General features: G+C 50.5%; 19 protein-coding genes. 9 read left to right on the top strand and 10 right to left on the bottom strand.

Going from position 1 to position 20,873, the window contains the following annotated elements; genetic code table 11:
* The first annotated feature begins 13 nt into the window (after positions 1-13).
* From EDC33_RS04530 to EDC33_RS04515, 4 genes are read left to right on the top strand one after another with little or no spacing between them, the layout of a single operon-like run.
* A complete protein-coding gene (locus EDC33_RS04530; protein WP_031548215.1) occupies positions 14-715 on the top strand; it encodes an L-ribulose-5-phosphate 4-epimerase in 702 nt (233 codons plus the stop codon).
* Positions 716-728: 13 nt separating this feature from the next.
* Positions 729-2,150 carry an L-arabinose isomerase gene (araA, locus tag EDC33_RS04525; protein WP_124010299.1) on the top strand — a complete coding sequence of 474 codons (1,422 nt, stop codon included), beginning with the start codon at positions 729-731 and terminating at the stop codon, positions 2,148-2,150.
* A gap of 44 nt (positions 2,151-2,194) precedes the next feature.
* A complete protein-coding gene (locus tag EDC33_RS04520) occupies positions 2,195-3,589 on the top strand; it encodes a sugar porter family MFS transporter (protein ID WP_124010298.1) in 1,395 nt (464 codons plus the stop codon).
* Between the two features lie 17 nt (positions 3,590-3,606).
* The gene (locus tag EDC33_RS04515) at positions 3,607-4,602 is read left to right on the top strand and encodes an aldose epimerase family protein (RefSeq protein WP_124010297.1); all 996 of its coding nucleotides are present in this window, start codon (positions 3,607-3,609) and stop codon (positions 4,600-4,602) included.
* Positions 4,603-4,629: 27 nt separating this feature from the next.
* Here the strand turns inward: EDC33_RS04515 and EDC33_RS04510 are convergent, their stop codons facing one another.
* From EDC33_RS04510 to EDC33_RS04485, 6 genes are all read right to left on the bottom strand, one after another.
* A complete protein-coding gene (locus EDC33_RS04510; RefSeq protein WP_124010296.1) occupies positions 4,630-5,196 on the bottom strand; it encodes an NADPH-dependent FMN reductase in 567 nt (188 codons plus the stop codon).
* Positions 5,193-6,260: an LLM class flavin-dependent oxidoreductase gene (locus EDC33_RS04505; RefSeq protein ID WP_124010295.1), complete on the bottom strand. Its 1,068-nt coding sequence runs from the start codon at positions 6,258-6,260 to the stop codon at positions 5,193-5,195. The genes EDC33_RS04510 and EDC33_RS04505 overlap by 4 nt, the downstream gene beginning before the upstream one ends.
* 326 nt (positions 6,261-6,586) lie before the next feature.
* Complete coding sequence (locus EDC33_RS04500) at positions 6,587-7,837, bottom strand: M20 family metallo-hydrolase (protein ID WP_124010294.1); 1,251 nt, start codon at positions 7,835-7,837, stop codon at positions 6,587-6,589.
* Positions 7,838-8,554, bottom strand: a complete 717-nt coding sequence (locus EDC33_RS04495; RefSeq protein ID WP_124010293.1) for a small-conductance mechanosensitive channel — start codon at positions 8,552-8,554, stop codon at positions 7,838-7,840. It lies immediately after the preceding gene.
* Between the two features lie 24 nt (positions 8,555-8,578).
* Positions 8,579-9,289 (bottom strand): DUF5058 family protein, encoded by a 711-nt coding sequence (locus EDC33_RS04490; protein ID WP_124010292.1) that lies wholly within the window; start codon positions 9,287-9,289, stop codon positions 8,579-8,581.
* Positions 9,290-9,319: 30 nt separating this feature from the next.
* Positions 9,320-10,504: a M20 metallopeptidase family protein gene (locus EDC33_RS04485; RefSeq protein WP_124010291.1), complete on the bottom strand. Its 1,185-nt coding sequence runs from the start codon at positions 10,502-10,504 to the stop codon at positions 9,320-9,322.
* Positions 10,505-10,668: 164 nt separating this feature from the next.
* Here EDC33_RS04485 and EDC33_RS04480 point away from each other — a divergent pair, with 164 nt between their 5' ends.
* Positions 10,669-12,126, top strand: a complete 1,458-nt coding sequence (locus tag EDC33_RS04480) for a protein adenylyltransferase SelO (RefSeq protein WP_124010290.1) — start codon at positions 10,669-10,671, stop codon at positions 12,124-12,126.
* Between the two features lie 109 nt (positions 12,127-12,235).
* Here the strand turns inward: EDC33_RS04480 and EDC33_RS04475 are convergent, their stop codons facing one another.
* The 3 genes from EDC33_RS04475 to EDC33_RS04465 all read right to left on the bottom strand — a co-directional run bounded on the left by EDC33_RS04475 (position 12,236) and on the right by EDC33_RS04465 (position 13,672).
* Positions 12,236-12,856 (bottom strand): pyridoxamine 5'-phosphate oxidase family protein, encoded by a 621-nt coding sequence (locus EDC33_RS04475; RefSeq protein WP_094905930.1) that lies wholly within the window; start codon positions 12,854-12,856, stop codon positions 12,236-12,238.
* A gap of 44 nt (positions 12,857-12,900) precedes the next feature.
* Positions 12,901-13,374 carry a glutathione peroxidase gene (locus EDC33_RS04470; protein ID WP_124010289.1) on the bottom strand — a complete coding sequence of 158 codons (474 nt, stop codon included), beginning with the start codon at positions 13,372-13,374 and terminating at the stop codon, positions 12,901-12,903.
* An 82-nt stretch (positions 13,375-13,456) separates the two neighbouring features.
* Positions 13,457-13,672: a hypothetical protein gene (locus tag EDC33_RS04465; RefSeq protein WP_040106881.1), complete on the bottom strand. Its 216-nt coding sequence runs from the start codon at positions 13,670-13,672 to the stop codon at positions 13,457-13,459.
* A 240-nt stretch (positions 13,673-13,912) separates the two neighbouring features.
* Here EDC33_RS04465 and EDC33_RS04460 point away from each other — a divergent pair, with 240 nt between their 5' ends.
* From EDC33_RS04460 to EDC33_RS04445, 4 genes are all read left to right on the top strand, one after another.
* Positions 13,913-15,691: an SLC13 family permease gene (locus EDC33_RS04460; RefSeq protein WP_094905929.1), complete on the top strand. Its 1,779-nt coding sequence runs from the start codon at positions 13,913-13,915 to the stop codon at positions 15,689-15,691.
* 35 nt (positions 15,692-15,726) lie between these two features.
* The gene (locus EDC33_RS04455; RefSeq protein ID WP_124010288.1) at positions 15,727-16,710 is read left to right on the top strand and encodes an LLM class flavin-dependent oxidoreductase; all 984 of its coding nucleotides are present in this window, start codon (positions 15,727-15,729) and stop codon (positions 16,708-16,710) included.
* A 95-nt stretch (positions 16,711-16,805) separates the two neighbouring features.
* Positions 16,806-18,143 carry a sodium/glutamate symporter gene (locus EDC33_RS04450; protein ID WP_124010287.1) on the top strand — a complete coding sequence of 446 codons (1,338 nt, stop codon included), beginning with the start codon at positions 16,806-16,808 and terminating at the stop codon, positions 18,141-18,143.
* A gap of 352 nt (positions 18,144-18,495) precedes the next feature.
* Entirely contained in the window at positions 18,496-18,864 is a 369-nt protein-coding gene (locus EDC33_RS04445; protein WP_211328324.1) for a PH domain-containing protein, read from the top strand.
* 39 nt (positions 18,865-18,903) lie between these two features.
* On the opposite strand, the gene EDC33_RS04440 is transcribed toward EDC33_RS04445, so the two are convergent.
* Positions 18,904-20,205, bottom strand: a complete 1,302-nt coding sequence (locus EDC33_RS04440; protein ID WP_124010286.1) for an acetamidase/formamidase family protein — start codon at positions 20,203-20,205, stop codon at positions 18,904-18,906.
* Between the last annotated feature and the right edge of the window lie 668 nt (positions 20,206-20,873).

The following is a 20,873-nucleotide window of genomic DNA, read 5'->3' as shown; positions in this document are numbered from 1 at the left end:
GGAGGAATGGAATATGCTTGAATCATTAAAAAAAGAAGTGTTCGATGCTAATTTGGAACTGCCGAAACGTGGACTTATAAAGTATACCTGGGGAAATGTAAGTGCTTTTGACGAAGAGACAGGCTACTTTGCCATCAAGCCAAGTGGTGTCGATTATGAGAGCATGACACCGGACGATATAGTTATTTGTGATTTGGATGGCCGAGTTGTCGAAGGAGATCTGAACCCTTCATCTGATATGCCTACACATGCAGTATTGTATCAGAGCTTCAAAGGATTAGGCAGCATTGTCCACACCCATTCCCCATGGGCAACCATATGGGCACAGGCAGGCAAAGACGTAGATGCGTTAGGTACTACTCACGCTGATACATTTTATGGAACTATTCCATGTGCCAGATATTTAAGTGAAGAAGAAGTCAATACTGAGTATGAAAAAGAAACAGGAAATGTCATTGTGGAAACATTTCATGAGCGCGGTATAGATCCAGTGTCTGTTCCGGGCGTCCTACTGCACGGTCACGCGCCTTTCACTTGGGGTTCAGATGCTAAGAAAGCTGTAATGAATGCCGTCGTGCTAGAGGAAGTATGTAAGATGAACTATTATACTCAAGCTCTTAATCCCAATGCGCATGTTTTACCAGACTTTATCCTTGATAAGCACTTCGAAAGAAAACATGGTGAAAATGCTTATTACGGTCAAAAAAATAGATAGAGGAGTTATAAAGATGACAGAAAAGAAGAAGTTTTGGTTCGTAGTCGGATCCCAGGAATTATATGGGGAAGAGGCACTGATTAAAGTGAAGGAAAATGCAGAAAACATGGTCAAAACACTTAATGAGTCCGGTAACCTTCCATATCCGGTCGAACTCCATGATGAACTGGCTATAAATTCAGATATAATTACAAATATTATGAAGACCGTCAACTACAGGGATGACATTCAAGGTGTAATCACTTGGATGCATACCTTCTCTCCTGCCAAGCTATGGATCAGAGGGACTGCGTTATTGCAGAAGCCGCTACTGCATTTGGCCACCCAATACTATGAAGGTATTCCTTGGGAAACTATTGATATGGACTACATGAATCTTTATCAGTCGGCTCATGGTGATCGTGAATATGGATACATCAACAAACGTCTACAGAAGAATAATCAAATTGTGGTTGGGTTTTGGAAAGATCAAGATACTCAAAAGCAAATATCTGATTGGATGAAAGTTGCCCATTCATTTAATGAAAGCTTCAATATAAAAGTTGCACGTTTTGGAGATAACATGAGGAATGTTGCTGTGACTGAAGGAGATAAGATTGAAGCGCAGATTAAGCTTGGCTGGACAGTGGATTATTTTGGCATAGGTGATCTAGTCGAAGAAATAGAGAAGGTCAGTAGTCATGAAGTTTCTGAAATGTATAAGGAATATCAGAACTTATATGACCTGGAGTATGGAGATAATGATGAAGAAGCATTTGATGCTTCCGTTAAAGAGCAAATCAAATATGAAATTGCGATACAAAAGTTCCTGGACAGGGGAGGTTATACAGCCTTCACGACTAATTTCGAGGATCTTCACAATATGAAACAGCTTCCGGGTCTTGCTGTTCAAAGACTGAACGGGAAAGGATATGGTTTTGCGGGAGAAGGGGACTGGAAAACTGCAGCACTTGATCGTTTGCTTAAAATCATGTCCGACAATGAAAGTACCGGGTTTATGGAAGATTATACCTATGATATGCGGAAAGGGCATGAGCAGACACTTGGGTCACATATGCTCGAAGTTGATCCAACATTTTCAGCATCAAAACCTAAAATTGTTGTGCATCCACTGGGAATCGGTGGCAAAGATGATCCGGCTAGAATGGTTTTTGATGGAAAAAGTGGAGACGGTGTCGTGAGCAGTATTTCCGATATGGGTGAAAGCTTTAAAATGATCATAAATAAGGTCAGCGCCTCTACACCGACTGAGGAAGCACCACACTTGCCTGTTGCAAGAGTTATTTGGGAAACAAAACCTAATTTCAAAGAAGGGATAGAAAAATGGATTCAGGCAGGAGGAGGCCATCATACGGTACTTTCTCTTAGTTTAAATGTTGAGCATATGAAAATGTTGGCAGAAATGATGGGGCTCGACTATACCATCATTGAGTAGATCACTTTGTTTCACCATTACTGATTCTAAAAGGGGATAGATTCATGAATAAAAAACCATCGACAAAGATGATATATACATTTGGTGCATTTGGTGGATTCCTGTTTGGTTACGATATTGGCATCATCAATGGAGCACTTCCCAGTATAAAGGATACTTGGGACATAACGCCTCTTATGGAAGGGACGATAACTTCAATCCTCTTCCTTGGAGCTATGGCAGGCGCAGTCTCCATGGCGCCTTTGGCAGATAAATTTGGCAGAAAAATGATGATTATGATTACGGCGATCATATTTGCACTGGGATCACTGGCATGTGCTTTTTCTGGAACTCCAGAATTATTGGTTGTTTCACGCTTCATACTCGGAATATCCGTTGGAGCGGCATCCGCCCTTGTGCCAATGTATATGGGAGAAATCTCCCCTCCTGCATTAAGGGGTCAGATTTCAGGGTTGAACCAGTTGATGATCACTATCGGTATGCTTGTATCATATGGAGTCAACTATGCTTTCATTGGTGTTTTCGAAGGATGGAGATGGATGCTTGGAGGGGCAGTGGTCCCTGCTATAGTACTTTTTGTAGGCGCTTTCCTTCTTCCTGAATCTCCTAGATATCTTGTGAAAAAAGGCTTTAAGGATTTAGCGTTGAAAAACCTGCAAAGGTTGCGTACCTCTAAAGAAGCCAAAAAGGAATATGATGAAATCATCACAATGCATGAGCAGGTATTGAATACCGACCAGAAGTTCAAATGGACCAAAGCAATCGGTTTTTCTCTGATGGTAGGTTGTTCGGTAACCTTCCTTCAACAGATCCAAGGGGCAAATACAATCTTTTACTACTCTTCTCAAATATTGGGAGATGTATTCGGCTCCACCATTAGTGGTGTAATCTCAACAGTAGGGGTCGGTGTTGTATTTGTAGTCGCTACAATCATCACACTATTAGTTGTAGATAGGTTTAAACGAAGAACCCTGTTCATGACGGGATCGCTGGGGATGGGGACTTGTCTCCTTCTTGTAGGATTGATCTATCCCTACACACAAAGCGGATATACGTGGGCCATCACTCTTGTTTTCGTATTCATCTGTCTATACGTCATCTTTTACGCATACTCATGGGCAGCAGTTACATGGATAGTAGTCGGAGAGCTGTTCCCTAGTAATGTGAGAGGGATGGCAACAGGGATTGCATCGATGGTCAACTGGCTTGGGAACATTGTAGTGGCGCTTTTCTTCCCTATTCTTATGAGTAGTATTGGTTTGAGCAGCATCTTCTTCCTCTTTGCAGCTATTTGCGCAATCGGTTTCCTTTTTGCAAAATATGTACTTTATGAAACGAATGGAAAGACACTTGAAGAGATTGAACTGTACCTCGATAATCGTTTCAGCAATAAAAAAATAGAAGGACATTGGCAAGAAGCGCCATCCCAAAATAAGTAAGTGGGAGAGGGTATGCGATGAATATTACTGAAAGCATATTAGCTGAAGGCATCAAGGAGTATACACTGAAAAATGATGTTGGTATGTCTGTAAGTGTAATAAATATAGGTGCTGCTATTACTGGGATTCATGTGCCGGATAAAAAGGGCGGAATCGATAATGTAGTTGTTGCATATAAGGATATAGAAGATTACATTGAAAATCCCGATTATCTAGGTGCTGTTATCGGGCCATTGGCTGGCAGGGTAACGGATGCGAAGTTAAAAATAAGAGATGAAGTATATCAGTTTCGTGGAAATGAAGGGCAGACGATGCTGCACAGCGGTGAATATGGGGTTCATAATGATTACTGGAATATAGAGGATGTGGTCGTCGGAAAGGTATGCTCGATTAAGATGTCCTGTTATGTCGACGGGCACCCTGGTCATCCTCTAATGAACATCATATACACTCTCGATAATGAAAACAGACTGAACATTGACTATAAGATTACAGTCGACAGTGATACAATCATTTCTCCTACAAACCATACTTATTTCAATCTTTCGGGAAACGATGGAACAGAGGATCATATTGTGAATTTTGGAAGTAAATCGTTTCATCCATTAAACGAACAATTGTTACCTTTAGGAAAAAAGCATACTGAAGGAATTTTCGATCTCAGTTCACCAACTGCACTTGAGAATATTTATAATGATGATCACTTACAAATAAAGATTGCATCAAGCGGATTTGATCATTATTTTTATCTCGAAAATAAAAAAGCTGTTCTTACAGAACCAAATAGCGGACGAAGAATGACAATGACTACAACTTTCCCTGGTATGGTTTTCTATACCGGTAATGCAATGGAAAGCAAGCAATTCAATAAAAATATAAATGGGAAACATGCTGGGGTATGTTTTGAGGCTCAAGAACCTCCCATACTTGATGGATTAAAGATAAGTCCAGAAAGAATATTGGATAAACGGAAGTACGAAAGAAAAACTACATTTGAATTTTCTTTAATTTAAAAAGGCGCTTATAGCGCCTTTTTTGTTTCAGAAATCATACATCGATTCCTTCTCTTCGCGTATGCGCTTGTACGTATCTGTCAGCATGACAGTATCCTCGACCAGTGCATTGAGCCGGAAGATGATGTCGTCATTGATGATCTCCTTATTCATGAAATCCTTCTCTTCAATGAATACATATGTGCTCACAGTCTGTGCCTTCATGTAGCTCAGAATCGGTTTGAGCTGGGTTTCCGGGATGAGGAAATGCTTGGATGTGCCGGCGGTGACGAAGAAGCTCACGATCTTGTCTTGCAGTGCATTGATCGGCAGCAGGTCGAAGACGTTCTTCAGTGTCGCCGGGATGGAAGCCTGGAAGATCGGTGTGCCGATGATGATAGCGTCCGCTTCCATGATGGTTTTTGTGATATATGCCGTATCCCCTTCGTAGTCGAGGTAGTTGCGGCCGTCGCTGAACTGCATGGTGTAGTCGGCGAGGTCGATGAACGTCCAGTCGACATGCGGGTACTGGCTGGTCAATTTTTCGGAAACATATTTCATGGTCGTGCGTGTTTTGGAGCCGACGTTCGAGCCGGAGAGTCCTACGATTTTCATTGGTCAGTCTCCTTTTTGGTGTATTTTCTGATGGCAGGAAGGACTTCTTCACCGATCCATTCGATGTTGCGCATGAGCTGGTCGAATGGTACGCCGCCGAAGTCCATCTGCCCGATGTAGCGCTGATGGTCGAACTGTTCATGCTGGTAGAGGATTTTTTCTATGACTTCCTGCGGGCTGCCGACGTTCAGCACGTTGCGTTTGTCGGCGCCCATGGCGAAGCCGCGTTTCGGGAATCCGGCACCATTTGTTAATTTCATACCTTCATTTATGTGCGGGTAAACCTCCCGCTGTGCCTGCTGCGTCGTTTCGGCGACATGGAAGAAGCCGGCCGTGGCGACGGGGAGCTGCTCCGGATCATGGCCATATTGCCGTGCCGTATCCCGGTACGTGCCGATCGTTTCCTTGAAGTTCTGGGTCGGTCCGGCGAGCATCGCGATCTGCATCGGTACACCCGCGGCACCGGCTTTTACGGCACTCGCAGGATGACCGCCGACAGCCCGCCATATCGGCAGCGTGCCATCAAGCGGACGGGGGAGGACCCGTGCATCTTTGAGTGCGGAGCGGAACTCTCCCTCCCAATTGAGCGTTTCATTCTCGTTGATCTTCAGAAGCAGGTCGAATTTCTCTTCGTACAGTGCCTCGTAATCGCTGAGGTCGTACCCGAGCAGGTCGAAGAGGCCGACGCGGGAAGCACGGCCGGCGATGATTTCAGCACGGCCGCCCGAGATGAGGTCGATGGTGGCGAAATCCTCATAAACTCTTACAGGATCCAATGTACTGATGATGGTCGATGAGCTTGAGATCTTTATTTTTTCGGTCGCCTGGGCGATGGCGGAGAGCACTACGGTATGCGCCTGTGTTGCAAAATAGTCCTGGTGGCTCTCGCCGACACTGAAGAAGTCGATGCCAGCTTCTTCTGCGAGCTTCGCGATTTCGATGATTTCATTGATGCGCTGCTGGGCGGAGATCCTCGTTCCGGTTTGTGGATTCGGGAGGTGGTCCCCCAGTGTGTAGAGCCCGAATTCCAGGCCGTTGTCCTTGTTGATGCGGTACTGTTCCATTGAAGTCGTCCTTTCATATGTCAGGTTGTTACTTTCATTATGTAATGAAATGGATGAAATGAGAAATAATCCGTCCGGATTTGGACAGGTGGGAATAAAAATACGGCCTAGGACTGATGTTTGGGGAGGGCAGTGCTTAATTGTCATTCGTTGATGTGACGAATGACAATTGGGGGCCTAACTGTCACTGGCGGGCATGACGAATGACAATTGGCGGTCCAACTGTCACTGGCGGAAGTGACGAATGACAATTGGCGAACAAGACCTGCCCATATAAAAAGCTCCAGCACATCCCAAAAAGGGGACGGACTGGAGTTTCACGATCTTTATTCCTTCACGAGGCGCAGCATGGTACGGTAAAGCAGCTCGGTGCCGACGGCGATGTCGGCGTCTGTGGAGTACTCTGCAGGGTTATGGCTGATGCCGTCTTTGCATCTGACGAAAATCATGCCCATGTCGCATGCATCCGCCATGTTGCTGGCGTCATGGAAGGCACCGCTCATGAGCACGGGAGGCTCGATGCCCATTTCAGAACTCTCCGACTTCATGATATCCATGATTTCAGGACTGGCATCCTTCGGTGTGGTGCCGCCGTCATCATGGATGGTGTATTCGAGTCCGTGTTCGGATGCGGTCCTTTCGATGATGTTCATGAGTGCTTCTTCATAGGTGTTCCTGCGTTCGAGGTCACTGTCCCGGAGATCGATGGTGAAGGTGACGCGCTCAGGGATGATGGAACGCCCGCCCGGGAACACTTCGAGGTCGCCGACTGTGCCGACGGACGGCGCGTCCTTTTCGGACTGGACGAGGCTGTTGAAGGCGGCGATGATGTAGGAGGCGCCGACGAGCGGATCACGGCGTTTCTCCATGGGTACTGTGCCGGCATGGCCGGAGTCGCCTGTCAGTTCGACGGTGAGCCATCTGGGTCCGGCGATGCCGCTGACGATGCCGACGGGTACATCCGCCGCTTCCAGATTCGGGCCCTGTTCGATGTGCATCTCCACATAGGCCTTGAGGTCATCGGGATTGTATTCCGATTCCTCGAGCTTACCGGGGTCGGCACCGAATTCGATCAGTGCCTGCCGCCGGGTCACACCTTCAGCGTCCGTCCGTTCAAGCTCTCCCTGTTCGAGCTTGCCGAGGATGCCACGGGAGCCGAACAGGCCGACGCCGAAGCGATGGCCCTCCTCATCGCAGAAGGACATGACTTCGACTGGAACGTCGGGGTCGATGCCCTGCTCCATCATCGTCTGTACCGCTTCAAGGCCGCCGAGCACACCGATGGTGCCGTCGAAGCGGCCGCCATATGGCTGTGAATCGATGTGGGAGCCGAGCATGACGGCTGGAGCATTTTCATTTTTGCCCTCGATCCGTCCGATCAGGTTGCCGAAGTTGTCGTAGCGTGTCTTGAGGCCGGCCTCATCCATCCATTTCCGGACGAGGTCCATGCCTTCCTTATATTTTTTGGAGAGGGCCAGGCGGTTGACGCCGGTCTCCTCGATCTTTCCGATTTCTGCGAGTGCATGTATGCGTTCCGATAGCCGTGATGCATTGATTGTGTGCGTCGTATTATTCATCTATTCTAGATTTCCTTTCTTCTTCTCCATGAAGAGCACGACTGCGATGGTGAGTGCCACACAGAGTGCAATCTTGATCAGGCTGAAGATGGGTGAAAAGAGCACCGCCATACCGATGATGAGTGCGATGACGCCGTATTTCGGTGTGCGATATGCGAACTGTCCAAGCACGGCCCCGAAGATGGACGGCAGGACGAAGCCGAACATGCCTTCCACGAATGGCGGGAACATGGAAATCAGGTATGTACCACCGATGATCATGATGACGAGCAGGATGATGTTGGTGAGTGACGCGACTGCGATGCCGAATACACCGGCGACTTCCGCCTTCTGGGAACCGGGCGCTGCGTCGACCGACTTCTGCGCTGCAGACGAGCAGGGCAGGCACATGTTGGCGATATTGCCTGTCAGGAAGGCAAGGTATGTGCCGGCAACGCCGAGTGTCGGGTAGTAGGTGATTGGTTCGAGCACCCACATGATGCCGATGAATGATGCATAGCCGACGAGGCCGGTTGCGATGACGCCCCAGCCCGGATGGGCATCCAGAACGAATGAAATATAAAGTGGCGGAATGAGTGACATGATGATGATGACGAGAAGCGTCAGCCGGCCCCAGAAGTGGGAGCGTCTGTAGAACATCTCCATGGATGAAGCTTCAGTTCCGCTGATCCGTGGATCAGCGGCAACATTTGCTGTCTGATCTGCTGCATTGTTCATATAAAAACCCCTTTGTTCTTTATTCTACATGATGAACGTGGTCAGATAGCCGGTGGTCATGCCGATGAGCAGGGCGAAGCCGAGGGCCCATTCCTTAAGCCAGCTGATGTCGCGGTGATCGGCATATTTCATCATGGCGACCATGGCGGTAAGCGCCACGACGCCTGCCACCGTGTGGTTCGGTCCGTTGACCATCTGTTGGCTGGCCAGGTAGGCGAATGCCCCGAGCATTGCTGCAAGTGCAACGCTGGCCATGATCTTCGGATTGCGCTTTTGGATCTTCTCCTGTGTCTTACCCATCGATTTCGTGAACACCATCGTAAAGACGAGCCATCCTGTACCGCCGAGGAACATCGTCCACATGACGGCGGCGAGCGCCTCGATTGGGAAGTTCTCGGCCCCGAGCTCAACGCCGAATGCCGATGCCCCGATTGATGCTGCGCTGGATTCCGTCGCGGCCGATCCGATGATGCCGATCCGCATGAGTGTGATCGGCGAGCCGATCAGGGCAATCAATGATATGAGCACGATGGCGATGCCGAACGACGGGCCGATGGAGCTGATGAATCCTGCGCGGATGGCCGTCTTGACCTCCTTTTTCGTCAAGTCCGCTTCAGGTGCGGAACGTGCTGCGATCCACAGGAATATGATGGCCTGAAAAGCCACGATGGCGACGATGATGAATGCGAAAATCCAGAATGCGGTACTATTTGCGATCTGTAGAATATCTCCCATTGATGAATCTCCCTTTGTTTATGGTACTTCCTATGACGCCTCTTCCCCGAGATAGTCGAGGACGGTGCCGATGAAGAGCTTGCCGATGTACAGCATCGACTCCTCGTTGACGTTGAACTTCGGATGGTGGTGCGGGTATATGTCGGACGGATCCGGCATGGCACCGCCGACCCAGACGAACGCCCCCGGGGCTTTATGGAGATAGTAGGAAAAGTCCTCCATGCCCATCATCGGCGTCATTTCGTACACCAGCTCGTCCCCGAACAGGGAATTGGCGACGCGGGCGATGCGTGCCGTCTCGGCTTCGTCATTGACGACCGCCGGATAGCCTTTGATGTAGTTCACGGTGGCCGAAGCCCCGAGGCCTTCACATGTCGATCTGGCCACCGAGCGGATGGATGCCTCGACGTTTTCACGCACCTCCGGCTTGAAAGTCCGGGCGGTCCCTTTGAGGAAGGCTGTATCGGGAATGACATTGAAGCTGTCGCCGGCCTGGAAGGTGGCGACGGTCACGACAGCCGCTTCGAGGGGATCCGTCTGGCGGCTGACGATCTGCTGGAGTGATGCCATCAGCTGGCCCCCGATGGCCACGGGATCGACGGTCAGGTGCGGCATGCCGGCGTGTCCGCCGGCCCCGTGTATGGTGATTTCGAAATTGTCCCCATTCGCCATTGACGGGCCGGCGCAGTGGCCGACCCGACCAAGCGGCTCCTTGGAATTCACATGGGCCCCGAATACCGCATCGACGCCTTCCATGCAGCCGTCCTCCACCATGAATTTGGCACCCCCTGGCACAAGCTCCTCAGCGAACTGGTGGATGAAGACGACGTTCCCCGTCAGTTCCTCACTGAACTCGCTCAATACTTTCGCGACATGGAGCAGGCCGGATGTGTGGACATCGTGGCCGCATGCATGCATGACTCCGTCCACCTTCGAACGGTAGGGCACTTCATTTTCCTCATGGATCGGGAGCGCATCGAAGTCGGCACGGAGCGCGACGGTCTTCCCTGGTTTACCGCCGTGGAGGGTGGCGACCACGCCGCGTTCCCCGACTTCCGTCTGCACTTCAAGTCCGAGCGCCTTCAGGAAGGTGGCGACCTTCTTCGGTGTATCGACTTCGTGGAAGGAAAGCTCCGGATACATATGCAGATCCCGCCGGAATTCGACCATGTCCGGGTAGAGTGCTTCGAGCCGTTCAAAAAGTTTCTCCTGCAATATAATCATCCCCCTGCTTCATATTTCTTATAATTCAGAATATTTAATATTGTATCCACTGTCAAGGCACTATTGAAGCGGCAAATCGGCAAAATTATGGTTCTGGCTCATATTTTGTTAAGATATAGGTGAATAACATGTTTTTTAAAAAGGGAAGGGATCATATGACAGAAAGTGGATGGCACTTGGAACACAGTTATGCCAGTCTGCCTGAGATATTCTATAAAGAAACACAGCCGGAGCGTGCCGAGTTTCCCGAGCTTGTACTGTTCAACTGGAACCTGGCTGAAACGCTCGGTCTTGATTCAAGAAGTCTGCAGCTGACTTCAAGTGAGGTCTTTTCCGGCAATACGATTCCGGAAGGCGGTCTGCCGATTGCACAGGCCTACGCCGGTCACCAGTTCGGCAGCTTCACGATGCTTGGCGACGGCCGGGCGATCCTCCTCGGGGAACAGGTGACGCCGGACGGGAAACGGTTCGACATCCAGTTGAAGGGGGCTGGACGCACGGCATTCTCCAGGATGGGTGACGGCCGGGCACCGCTTGGACCGATGCTCAGGGAATATATCATCAGCGAGGCGATGCACGCACTCGGCATCCCCTCGACCCGTGCCCTCGCCCTGGTGACGACAGGGGAGGCGGTAAGCCGTTCGAAGATGCTGCCTGGTGCGGTGCTGACCCGTGTGGCGGAGAGCCACCTGAGGGTGGGTACGTTCGAATATGCGGCACGTACGGAAGATGAAGGAAATGTCAAAGTGCTTGCCGACTATGCCATCAGACGGCATTACCCGGAGATTGCTGATCAAGCGGATGAGGATAAATATAAAAAATTCCTGGATGCTGTCATCGACCGCCAGGCATCGCTCATCAGCAAATGGCAGCTGGCGGGATTCGTGCATGGTGTGATGAATACGGACAATATGACGATCAGCGGCGAGACGATCGACTATGGGCCGTGTGCCTTCATCGACACCTACGACCCGGAGGCATCCTTCAGTTCGATCGACATCAATAAGCGCTATCGTTACCGCAACCAGCCGGGCATCGCCCAGTGGAACCTTGCCCGGTTTGCAGAAACATTGCTGCCGCTCCTCGACCCGGATAAGGAAAAAGCGGTGGAGATCGCCCAGCAATCACTGAGTGCATTCGGCCAGCTCTATAATGAATACTGGCAGGCCGGGATGCGTGATAAGCTTGGGCTGATCAGCGGAGAAAAGGCGGATGACGACCTTGCGATGGAGCTGCTCGACCTCATGGCACATCATAAGGCGGACTATACACAGACATTCAGAATGCTGGCGCTCGATGCCCCGGAGGATGTAGAGTTCAGTGGCAGTGAGCGCTTCAAGGACTGGCACAGCAGATGGACGGCCCGTCTTGAGGTGCAGGACGCGACACTCGAGGCCGCCCACATACTCATGCGGAGTGTGAATCCGGCGGTCATCCCCCGTAACCACCTGGTGGAGGAGGCACTCGACCTCGCCGTGGAACAGGGCGACTACAGCAAGGCGTCCAAGCTCATCGAAGTGCTGTCGAATCCGTTCGATGATGGGCATGATAAAGAATACAAGATGCCGCCGGATGATGACGACAAGGTCCATATGACATTTTGCGGCACATGATGATATGAAGAAAAGCGTATTCCCCGCGGGAATACGCTTTTTGTGGTTTTGTAGGTTAATGGTTGTTGAGTGGGATGCTCAGTGACAGTTGGACACTCTGGGAAAGCTTCTATTTCCGGCCTTTCACATTGAAGAAGTCGCCGCCCTTCTTCTTCTCGTCATCAGTGCCCCAGTCGGTGACATCGGATTTCTTCACCAGGCGGGGGATATGCTTGGAGCAATGGATGTAGGCTTCGTCCACACTGATCTTCACCCAGCGCTCGGCACGCCCATGCTCTTCTGCATGCATCTGCTTGATTTCGTCGGCATCGAGCCCGATGGCGGGGAGGTCTTCATTTTCGATGATTGCGGCACTGCCGTTTACGTGCAGACCGATATGGTGGGTGAAGAAGTCGATGAACATCAGTCCGATGTGGGGGTTCTCGGAGATGTTGCCGAGACTTGCCATGACGCCGTTGCCGCGGTATTCGGGGTAGAGGAGGGTGTATGCATCGAGTACCCTCATAAACCCAGGGTCGCCGGCTCGGAGTGAATTGTCGCAGTTGCCTTTGGCATCGGCCGTCGAGATGAAGACCATTTCCTGGTCTGAAATGAACTGCGCCATATCAGGATTCAGGTGATCGATCATCTGGTTCGTGTAGAATGCATCGGCACGTCTTTTCGTGCCGTATCGTGACTGGAGGGTGCGTTCGCCTTGGGACATGGGAGTCTTCCTTTCATATGTAGACATAAAAAGAGTGGGCACGGATGTGATGATCCGTGCTCACTATCATGTCAGAGTACCTTTTCGATGTCTTTCTTCATTTTGAGCGGGGATGTCGTCGGTGCTACACGGGAGATGACGTTGCCGTCACGGTCGACAAGGAATTTTGTGAAGTTCCATTTGATCTTGTCGCCCATCAGGCCATCCGCCTCTTTTCTCAAATGCTTGAAAAGTGGGTGGGCGTTTTCTCCGTTGACGTCGATGATGTCATGGATGTCGAAGGTGACGCCGTGGTTGATGCGGCATGCCTCTTCTGCATCCTGCCCCGATCCCGGCTCCTGGTTGTTGAACTGGTTGGATGGGAAGCCGAGGACCACGAGATCCTGATTCTTATATTCCTGATGGAGGGCTTCCAAGTCATCGTACTGTCCGCGCAGTCCGCACTGGCTTGCCGTGTTCGCGATCAGCATGGGCCGTCCTTTGTACTTGTCGAGTGAATAGGTTTCTCCGTTCGCCTTCTTGACTTCTATATCATAGATACTCATACGATTGCTCCTTTATGGGATGATATCTATATTATATGTAATCCCGGCCGCGAGCTCCATTGATTCGGCTCGCGATCTGAGATTATCCCATTTCCTGGTCTGATTGCGGATAGGAGAAGAAGGCTGCCCTGCTGCTGTCGGCAAAGCCGCATTCCATGCATACGTATTTATGTGCCTTCCCCTCAAGGAAACATTTGACGATATCTTTGTGCATGCAATCCTCGCTGCGCTTCAGATCGCCTTTACTCTGCTTTTCCGCAAGCATGTCTTTAATCTGCTCACTTGCGTACTTTTCCATTGTCCTTTCCTCCTCTTTGTATGAGTATCCCATGAATTTTCTTCAATGCATTGATAGTGTTACATATCCGTTTTTGGAACAGTTAATCATCCTGAAGTGAACTTTTACAATTAAAACGTTTTCATATTATAAAAAAACAGCTGCCTGTCTGTTATATTCAAACAAATCCATCTTATCGGGACATGTGATTATGCTATGATATATTCTAACTACTCATCCGTATGAAATGGGGGATTGCCGATGACAGCTGAAATGATTTTTGTTGCCCTGATGATAGTGCTGATGCTGCTTGGTCTGCTGTTTGAAGCCGCCCGGGCCGACCTGATCGTATTCTTCTTTCTCGTGGTTTTCCTGCTGACAGGCATCATTTCAACGGAACAGGCATTGAGCGGCTTCTCCAATGAAGGGATGCTCACCGTCCTGCTGCTCTTCATCGTTGCGGGTGCCATACAGAAGCATGGAATCATAGAAAACTACATCGACCGTCTGCTCAGTGACCATAGGGGGACGAAGCGGTCGATGATCAAGCTCCTCGCCCCGATTTCACTATTTTCCGGTTTCCTCAATAATACGCCGATTGTAGTGACGCTCACACCGATCCTGAAGAACTGGTGCCAGCAGAATGGGATCGCACCATCGAAATTCCTGATCCCGCTGTCCTATGTGACGATTCTCGGGGGCACCATCACACTGATCGGCACATCGACGAACCTGGTGGTGCACGGGTTGTTGATCCAGTCCGGGCGGGAAGGCTTCGGCTTCTTCCAGCTTTCAGTCGTCGGTCTGCCGATTGCGGTCGCCGGCCTGATCTATATTTTCACCCTTGGCTACCGCCTGCTGCCGGACACGCTCGGCGCCAAGGAGCAGATACGCAAAGAAGTGAAGGAGTTTCTGGCGGAGGCGGTGATCGAAAAGGGTTATGAACACATCAATGGCAGGATCGTCGATGCGGTGAACAACTCATTGAAGGGCATATACATCATCGAGATCATCCGCAACGACACCCGCATCTTCCCCGTGACACCGAACACCATCATAGAAGAAGGTGACCACCTGCTGTTCTCGGGAACGCTCAATACGATCGCATCCGTGCAGAAGCAGAAGGGCATCACCCTGAAGACAGGTACTGACCAGACACTCGACAGTCTGAAGGATGACAAGTTCGAGCTGATCGAGGCAGTCATCTCCCACCAGTCCGGCCTGGTGGGGAAGTCGGTGAAATCGGCTCATTTCCGTTCCAAGTACAACGCCGGCGTCATTGCTGTGCACCGCAATAATGAACGGATCAAGGGCCGCGTCGGCGAAATCATGCTCAAGCCGGGGGATACGATACTGCTGCTCGCCGGCAATGACTTCATGGAGATGCATATGCATTCCATCGACTTCTATGTCGTCACTTCGCTGTCGCCGCCGGAACCGCTGAATCAGAGCAGCGCCAAAGGCTGGGCAGGACTCGCGCTGCTGCTCGTCATGATTTCATCGGTCACACTCGGATTCCTGTCGATGTTCGAAGCGATGCTGATAGCGGTCATCCTACTCATGCTCTTCAAATTCATAGATGCCGACGAGATGCTGAGCTACATCCAGTTCAACGTCATCCTGCTCATCGCCAGTGCATTCGGCGTGGGGGCGGCGATGATGGAATCGGGCCTCGCCCAGTTCCTTGCTGAAAATATGCTGATGATCGCAAGGCCGCTCGGTGTCATCGGCGTCATCGCGATCCTCTACATCATGACGAACATCTTCACTGAACTGATCACCAACACCGGTGCAGCCGTACTGATGTTCCCGATTGCGATGGAGATGGCCACACAGATGGACATGGACTACATGGGCCTAACGGTCACCATCGCCATCGCGGCTTCCGCAAGCTTCATCACACCAATCGGCTACCAGACGAACCTGATCGTCTATGGGCCGGGCGGGTACAAGTTTACAGACTACATCAAAGTGGGCGCCCCGCTGTCATTGATGACGATGGTGATTTCCACACTGATCATCTATACCGTATGGTTCTAGAATAAAGTACACGGAGAAAGAAAGGATAGAAGAAGATGAAATTGGGCATCCTGGATCAAATGCCGCAGCCGAAGGGCAAGACGGCTGAAGAGACGGCATCACATACGATTGAAATGGCACAGAAGGCGGAGGACCTTGGATATGAACGCTACTGGTTTGCAGAGCACCATGCTACGCGCGGCATGGTATCGAGCGCGCCGGAGATTATGATGGCGGCAGTGGCTTCCCGGACCAGCAGGCTCAAAGTGGGCAGCGGGGGCATCCTGCTGCCGCAGTACAGCCCGTTCAAGGTCGCTTCACAGGTCACACAGCTCGAGTCGCTCTTTCCCGGCCGCATTGAAGCGGGTGTCGGGCGTTCGCCCGGCGGCGGGGAGTTCCTCCGCAGGCTGCTGGCTGACGGCAAGCCGAACCAGATGGCCGAATATCCGGATAAATTGAAGGATCTGATCCAGCACCTGGACGGCAGTGCGAAGGTTCGGGCCGCGCCACGTACCACTGGACGCCCGAAGCTCTTTTCGCTCGGCCTTGGAGAGAACAGTGCTGTACTTGCAGGCATACTCGGCATCGGCTATGTATTCGGCCACTTCATCCGCCCGGACCGCGGCGTGGAGGCATTCCGGGCCTACCATGACGCATTCGAACCGGGGTTCATGGAAAAGCCTGTCGCCCGTGCATGTGTCTTCGTAGTGTGCGGTGAGGATGATGCCCATGCAGAGACGCTCGCAAAGGAACAGGACATCTGGCTCCTGAACGTGGAGAAGGGGCTCGACAGTCAGGTTCCGACGCCGGAGGCGGCACAGAAGAAGTATGAAACGCTGAGTGGCAAGGAAGGTGAAAAAGTGGCGGAGAACCGCCGGCGCATGATCATCGGCGGGCCGGAGACAGTCAAAAGGGAGCTCGACCACTACCGGGAGCTTTATGGATGCGACGATTGGCTCATCCTGTGCAATCTCCACGACTGGAAGGAGAAGCAGCGTTCATTCGAACGGCTTGCCGGAATTTATCTGCAGCAGCCCTGATATGATATTGTAAAAGTGCCTCTCTTAATCGCTTTCATCGTCAACGATCTTTATGCTATATTAGCTTAGTTGACTTTAGAAAGAGGTGTTGCATCATGGAATTTACAATATGGAATCTTGTGACCGATCTCGGTCTCATTGCGATGCTGCTGCTCGTCGGGATGTTCCTGCGTGCGCGCATCGGCCTGCTGCAGCGTTCATTCATGCCGGCAAGCATCATCGCCGGCATACTCGGTCTGATTCTTGGGCCGAACATGCTCGGCTGGCTGCCGTTTTCAGCGTTCATCGGAGATTATCCCGGTGTCCTGATTGCAATCGTGTTCGCTGCGATTCCGCTCACTACGGGACGTTTCAACATCAGGAAGATGATCAATAAGGTCGGCGGACTGTGGTCCTATTCACAGATTGCGATGCTCCTGATGTGGGGGCTCGGACTGCTGTTTGCACTGGTGTTACTCGTACCGGCATTTGATGTGCACACAGGCTTCGGCCTCATCCTTGCCGCCGGATTCGTCGGCGGACATGGCACCGCCGCTGCACTCGGGGATGCATTTGCCCAGCAGGGCTGGGAAGAAGCCACTTCCCTTGCGATGACATCTGCAACGCTCGGTGCCATACTGGCCATCGGGGTCGGTCTGGCCCTGATCAGGAAGAGTGCGAACGAAGGCTATGCGAACTACATTTCAAGATTCGATGAGTTGCCGGAGGAACTGAGGACCGGCCTCATCCCGGAAAACAAACGTGAGTGGGGCGGAAAGGATACAGTATCCGCGATCTCCATCGATCCGCTCGTCTTCCATATGGCACTCGTCGTCTTCGTCACGATGATCGGCTACTACTTGAGCCAGTTCGGAGAATCTCTATATGAAGGGCTCGCCATACCTGCATTCTCCCTCGCTTTCCTCGTCGGATTGGCCTTGAGCCTGCTGCTGCAGGCAGCCGACATGGACAAATACATCGATAAGAGTGTGATGGCTAAGGTGAGCGGCAGTGCGACCGATGTCCTCGTGGCATTCGGCATCGCCTCCATCAACTTGACGGTCGTCGCCCAGAACCTGGTGCCGTTCCTCATATTGATGGCGTTCGGCATCCTGTTCACATACACTTTCTACCGGTTCGTCTCCCAGTATTATTTTCAGGAGCAATGGTTTGAAAAAGGGATATTCACATTCGGCTGGATTACAGGCGCCGTCGCAATGGGCATCGCCCTGCTCCGCATCGTCGATCCGAAGCTCGAAAGTGGCACACTCGAAGATTACGGGCTTGCCTATATCCCGATCGCACCTGTTGAAATTGCGCTGATCACTTTCGCGCCGCTCTTCATTTTGAACGGCCAGCATTGGCTGTTCACGGTGATCACAATCGCCTTGAGCATTGCCATCATCATCTTCTCGTATACAAGAGGATGGCTCCATTTAAAGAGGAATGCATAGATGTAGAATTAGAAGGCCCGCTCCCGATGAGGGGCGGGCTTTTATGATGGAAAAGAGAGGGAAGTGGGCTAATTGTCACTCGTAGTTTCCGCCAATGACAATTGGAGGGCTAATTGTCACTCGTGGTTTCCGCCAATGACAATTGGAGGGCTAACTGTCACTCGTGGTTTCCGCCAATGACAGTTGGAGGGCTAATTGTCACTCGTGGTTTCCGCCAATGACAGTTGGAGGGCTAATTGTCACTCGTAGTTTCCACCAATGACAATTGGAGGTCTAACTGCTCTGCTGGAACGAGACAAGCATCAAGTATTTGTATTATACTGGAAATATACAATATGAATGGAGGCGGATTATGGAGACGGCAAATATACTTGCATGGACGCTACAGTTCGAGACGGATATCCCAAATGACATCGATGATATTCTGATAGGGGACGAACGTCCGATTGCTGCATATAAGACGTTGAGGGACGCAGCAATCTTCACCGACAAACGTATGATCATCCGTGATGCCCAGGGCATGACGGGCAAGAAGGTGGAAATGTATTCCCTCCCGTACAGTTCCATCGACATGTGGTCGACGGAGAATGCGGCAGGCATGTTCGATGTGAATGCAGAAGTGGAACTGTGGACGAAGGTGGGACACATCAAAATCAACCTCGGCAAGAAAGTGGATATACGCAAATTTGACCGGCTCATCGCTGAAGCGGTACTGAAATAGCAAAACGCCTTCCACGAGGGAAGGCGTTTTTTCTGTGTGCTACCTGTACATTTCTTCAACCTGATCCAGAATGCCTGCCTTACTCAGATAGTCCATCGGGGCGAGGAACGTGACGGTGACGACACCAGGATTCCGTCCGATATCGATGGAGCCTGTAATGGTCGCACGGTTCATGACTTCCGGCACATCAATCTTGAAGAGGGCGGCTGCGCGTTCCATGCCATTGAGCGTCGCTCCATTCAGGTCGGCGCCTGTACCGACGAAAGAAACCGGGTACGTCTCCTCGATTTCTTCAATATGCCACTCTGCTGCCAGAGCCTGCGCCCTCTCGATCTCCTTCGCGGTAAATGGTTTAGCGAGTACAGGCAGGTCCTCCTCAAGAGGAAGGATGATGGGGCCTTCAATGACGAGGTTCTTTATGACCTCGACCTTCAAGTCGACGATGCCTGATACATCCGTCGTGTGGCCTGCAATTTCACCGTTCCCCTGCATGGCGTGCATATCTCCGAGATAGACGCCGCCCCCCTGAACTTTGACGGGGCAGATGACCGTCACACCTTCACGGACCCGGTTGATGTCCATATGGCCATCGGTGCGGTCGACCAGCTGATCTTCCGTAATGCCGTATTCATGGGGCGCATCAATCAGGAACTGGCCGAAGTCCCCGGCGTTGTGGGAATCCGGGAAAGGCCTCGCAGGAGTTGTACCCAACTGCCCCAGGAATGGAACGACACGTGCCAGGGCGCCGACGATATCGTGGGGCGCAAAGGTGACGACTGGATTCTGTATGGAGTTTTCCGGCGTCGACATGTAGCGTTTCGCTTCATGCGCAATCTTTTCCGCCCCTTCCTGGCCCAATGTCAGGCCGAGCGTCCGTTTTTCATCGAAAGCCATCGTATACGCATTGGTGAAGGTGAAGGGGGTGACGTCTTCCCCGCATTCCACACACCTGACTGCCCCCTGGCCGATGCCTTCGATCCTTGAGCGAGGGTTCTTAGCACCACAGTTCGGGCAGATGCCGGCGACGAATGGATCACCTGTGAATCTCCCTTCCATAGGCTTATCGTTGCCGGAAGCCGTAGCCATCGAAGTTACACGTATGGAGTTAATGTGGATTGCTATGGCATCACCGACTTCTGCGCCCTCGACGAATACCGGTTTCGTCACTTCATGACCGCCTTTAAGTTCAGGAGTGATCATCGGGCCCCAGCAGCCGGGGGCCGTGTTGGCGACGATATGACCGCCATCTTTGACGGTATACCGCATCTCATCGCCTGGATCGAGGATTCCATTGGTGAACTGGTCGACATAGACTGTCTGCTTCGCTTGCCGTTCTGACATTTGAACCATCCCCTTTATAGTGTTATCTCTATTTTACCACGGTCGGAAGGAAGGAGAGAGTCGGAGGTACATAATTTTCAGAAAATTTAACGACACTTTAAATTAAGGAGACAAATCAGGGAAAAACTTAATAATCTTCCATGAAACTTCTAATTTAAAATAATTTACAAAAATAAAACCTTGTAATCATTAGTAAGTTGGTAGGTGTAACAGCATATCCAAATTATGTAATGAATATACTGAATTTTTTGATGAAAAAACTTTCAAAGATAGTACCTCTATAATAGTGAACCGCATGGTACACATCTATATACATTATTTCTCATAAAATGTGCATAATTCTCCTTTAAACATAAAAAGGGGCAGTACATAATACTTCTGCATTAGACATATAATTTCATATCATCTTAATAAAATCAAAGTGATCATTTGTAAATATTTCAATGATTCAGAATATTTGTATAATTTGTATTGAAAAGGTACGCCCCTTGGTATATAATGATATCAGATTAATGATTGCATCGGAATGTGACGACATACATTGTAATACATGAAACTTTACTTCGTTATTTAATTATTTATAAAGTTTCAAACCGAGGGGAAGGAGGATAGGGAAGGGTGTATGAAACTTTATTATAATAATAAATAGTTTAAAATCACATATCTAT

The organism is Salinicoccus roseus (assembly GCF_003814515.1).
In the GTDB taxonomy this organism is placed as follows: domain Bacteria; phylum Bacillota; class Bacilli; order Staphylococcales; family Salinicoccaceae; genus Salinicoccus; species Salinicoccus roseus.
The sequence above is the reverse complement of the archived record's forward strand: the minus strand, read 5'-3'. Positions and strand labels throughout refer to the sequence as shown.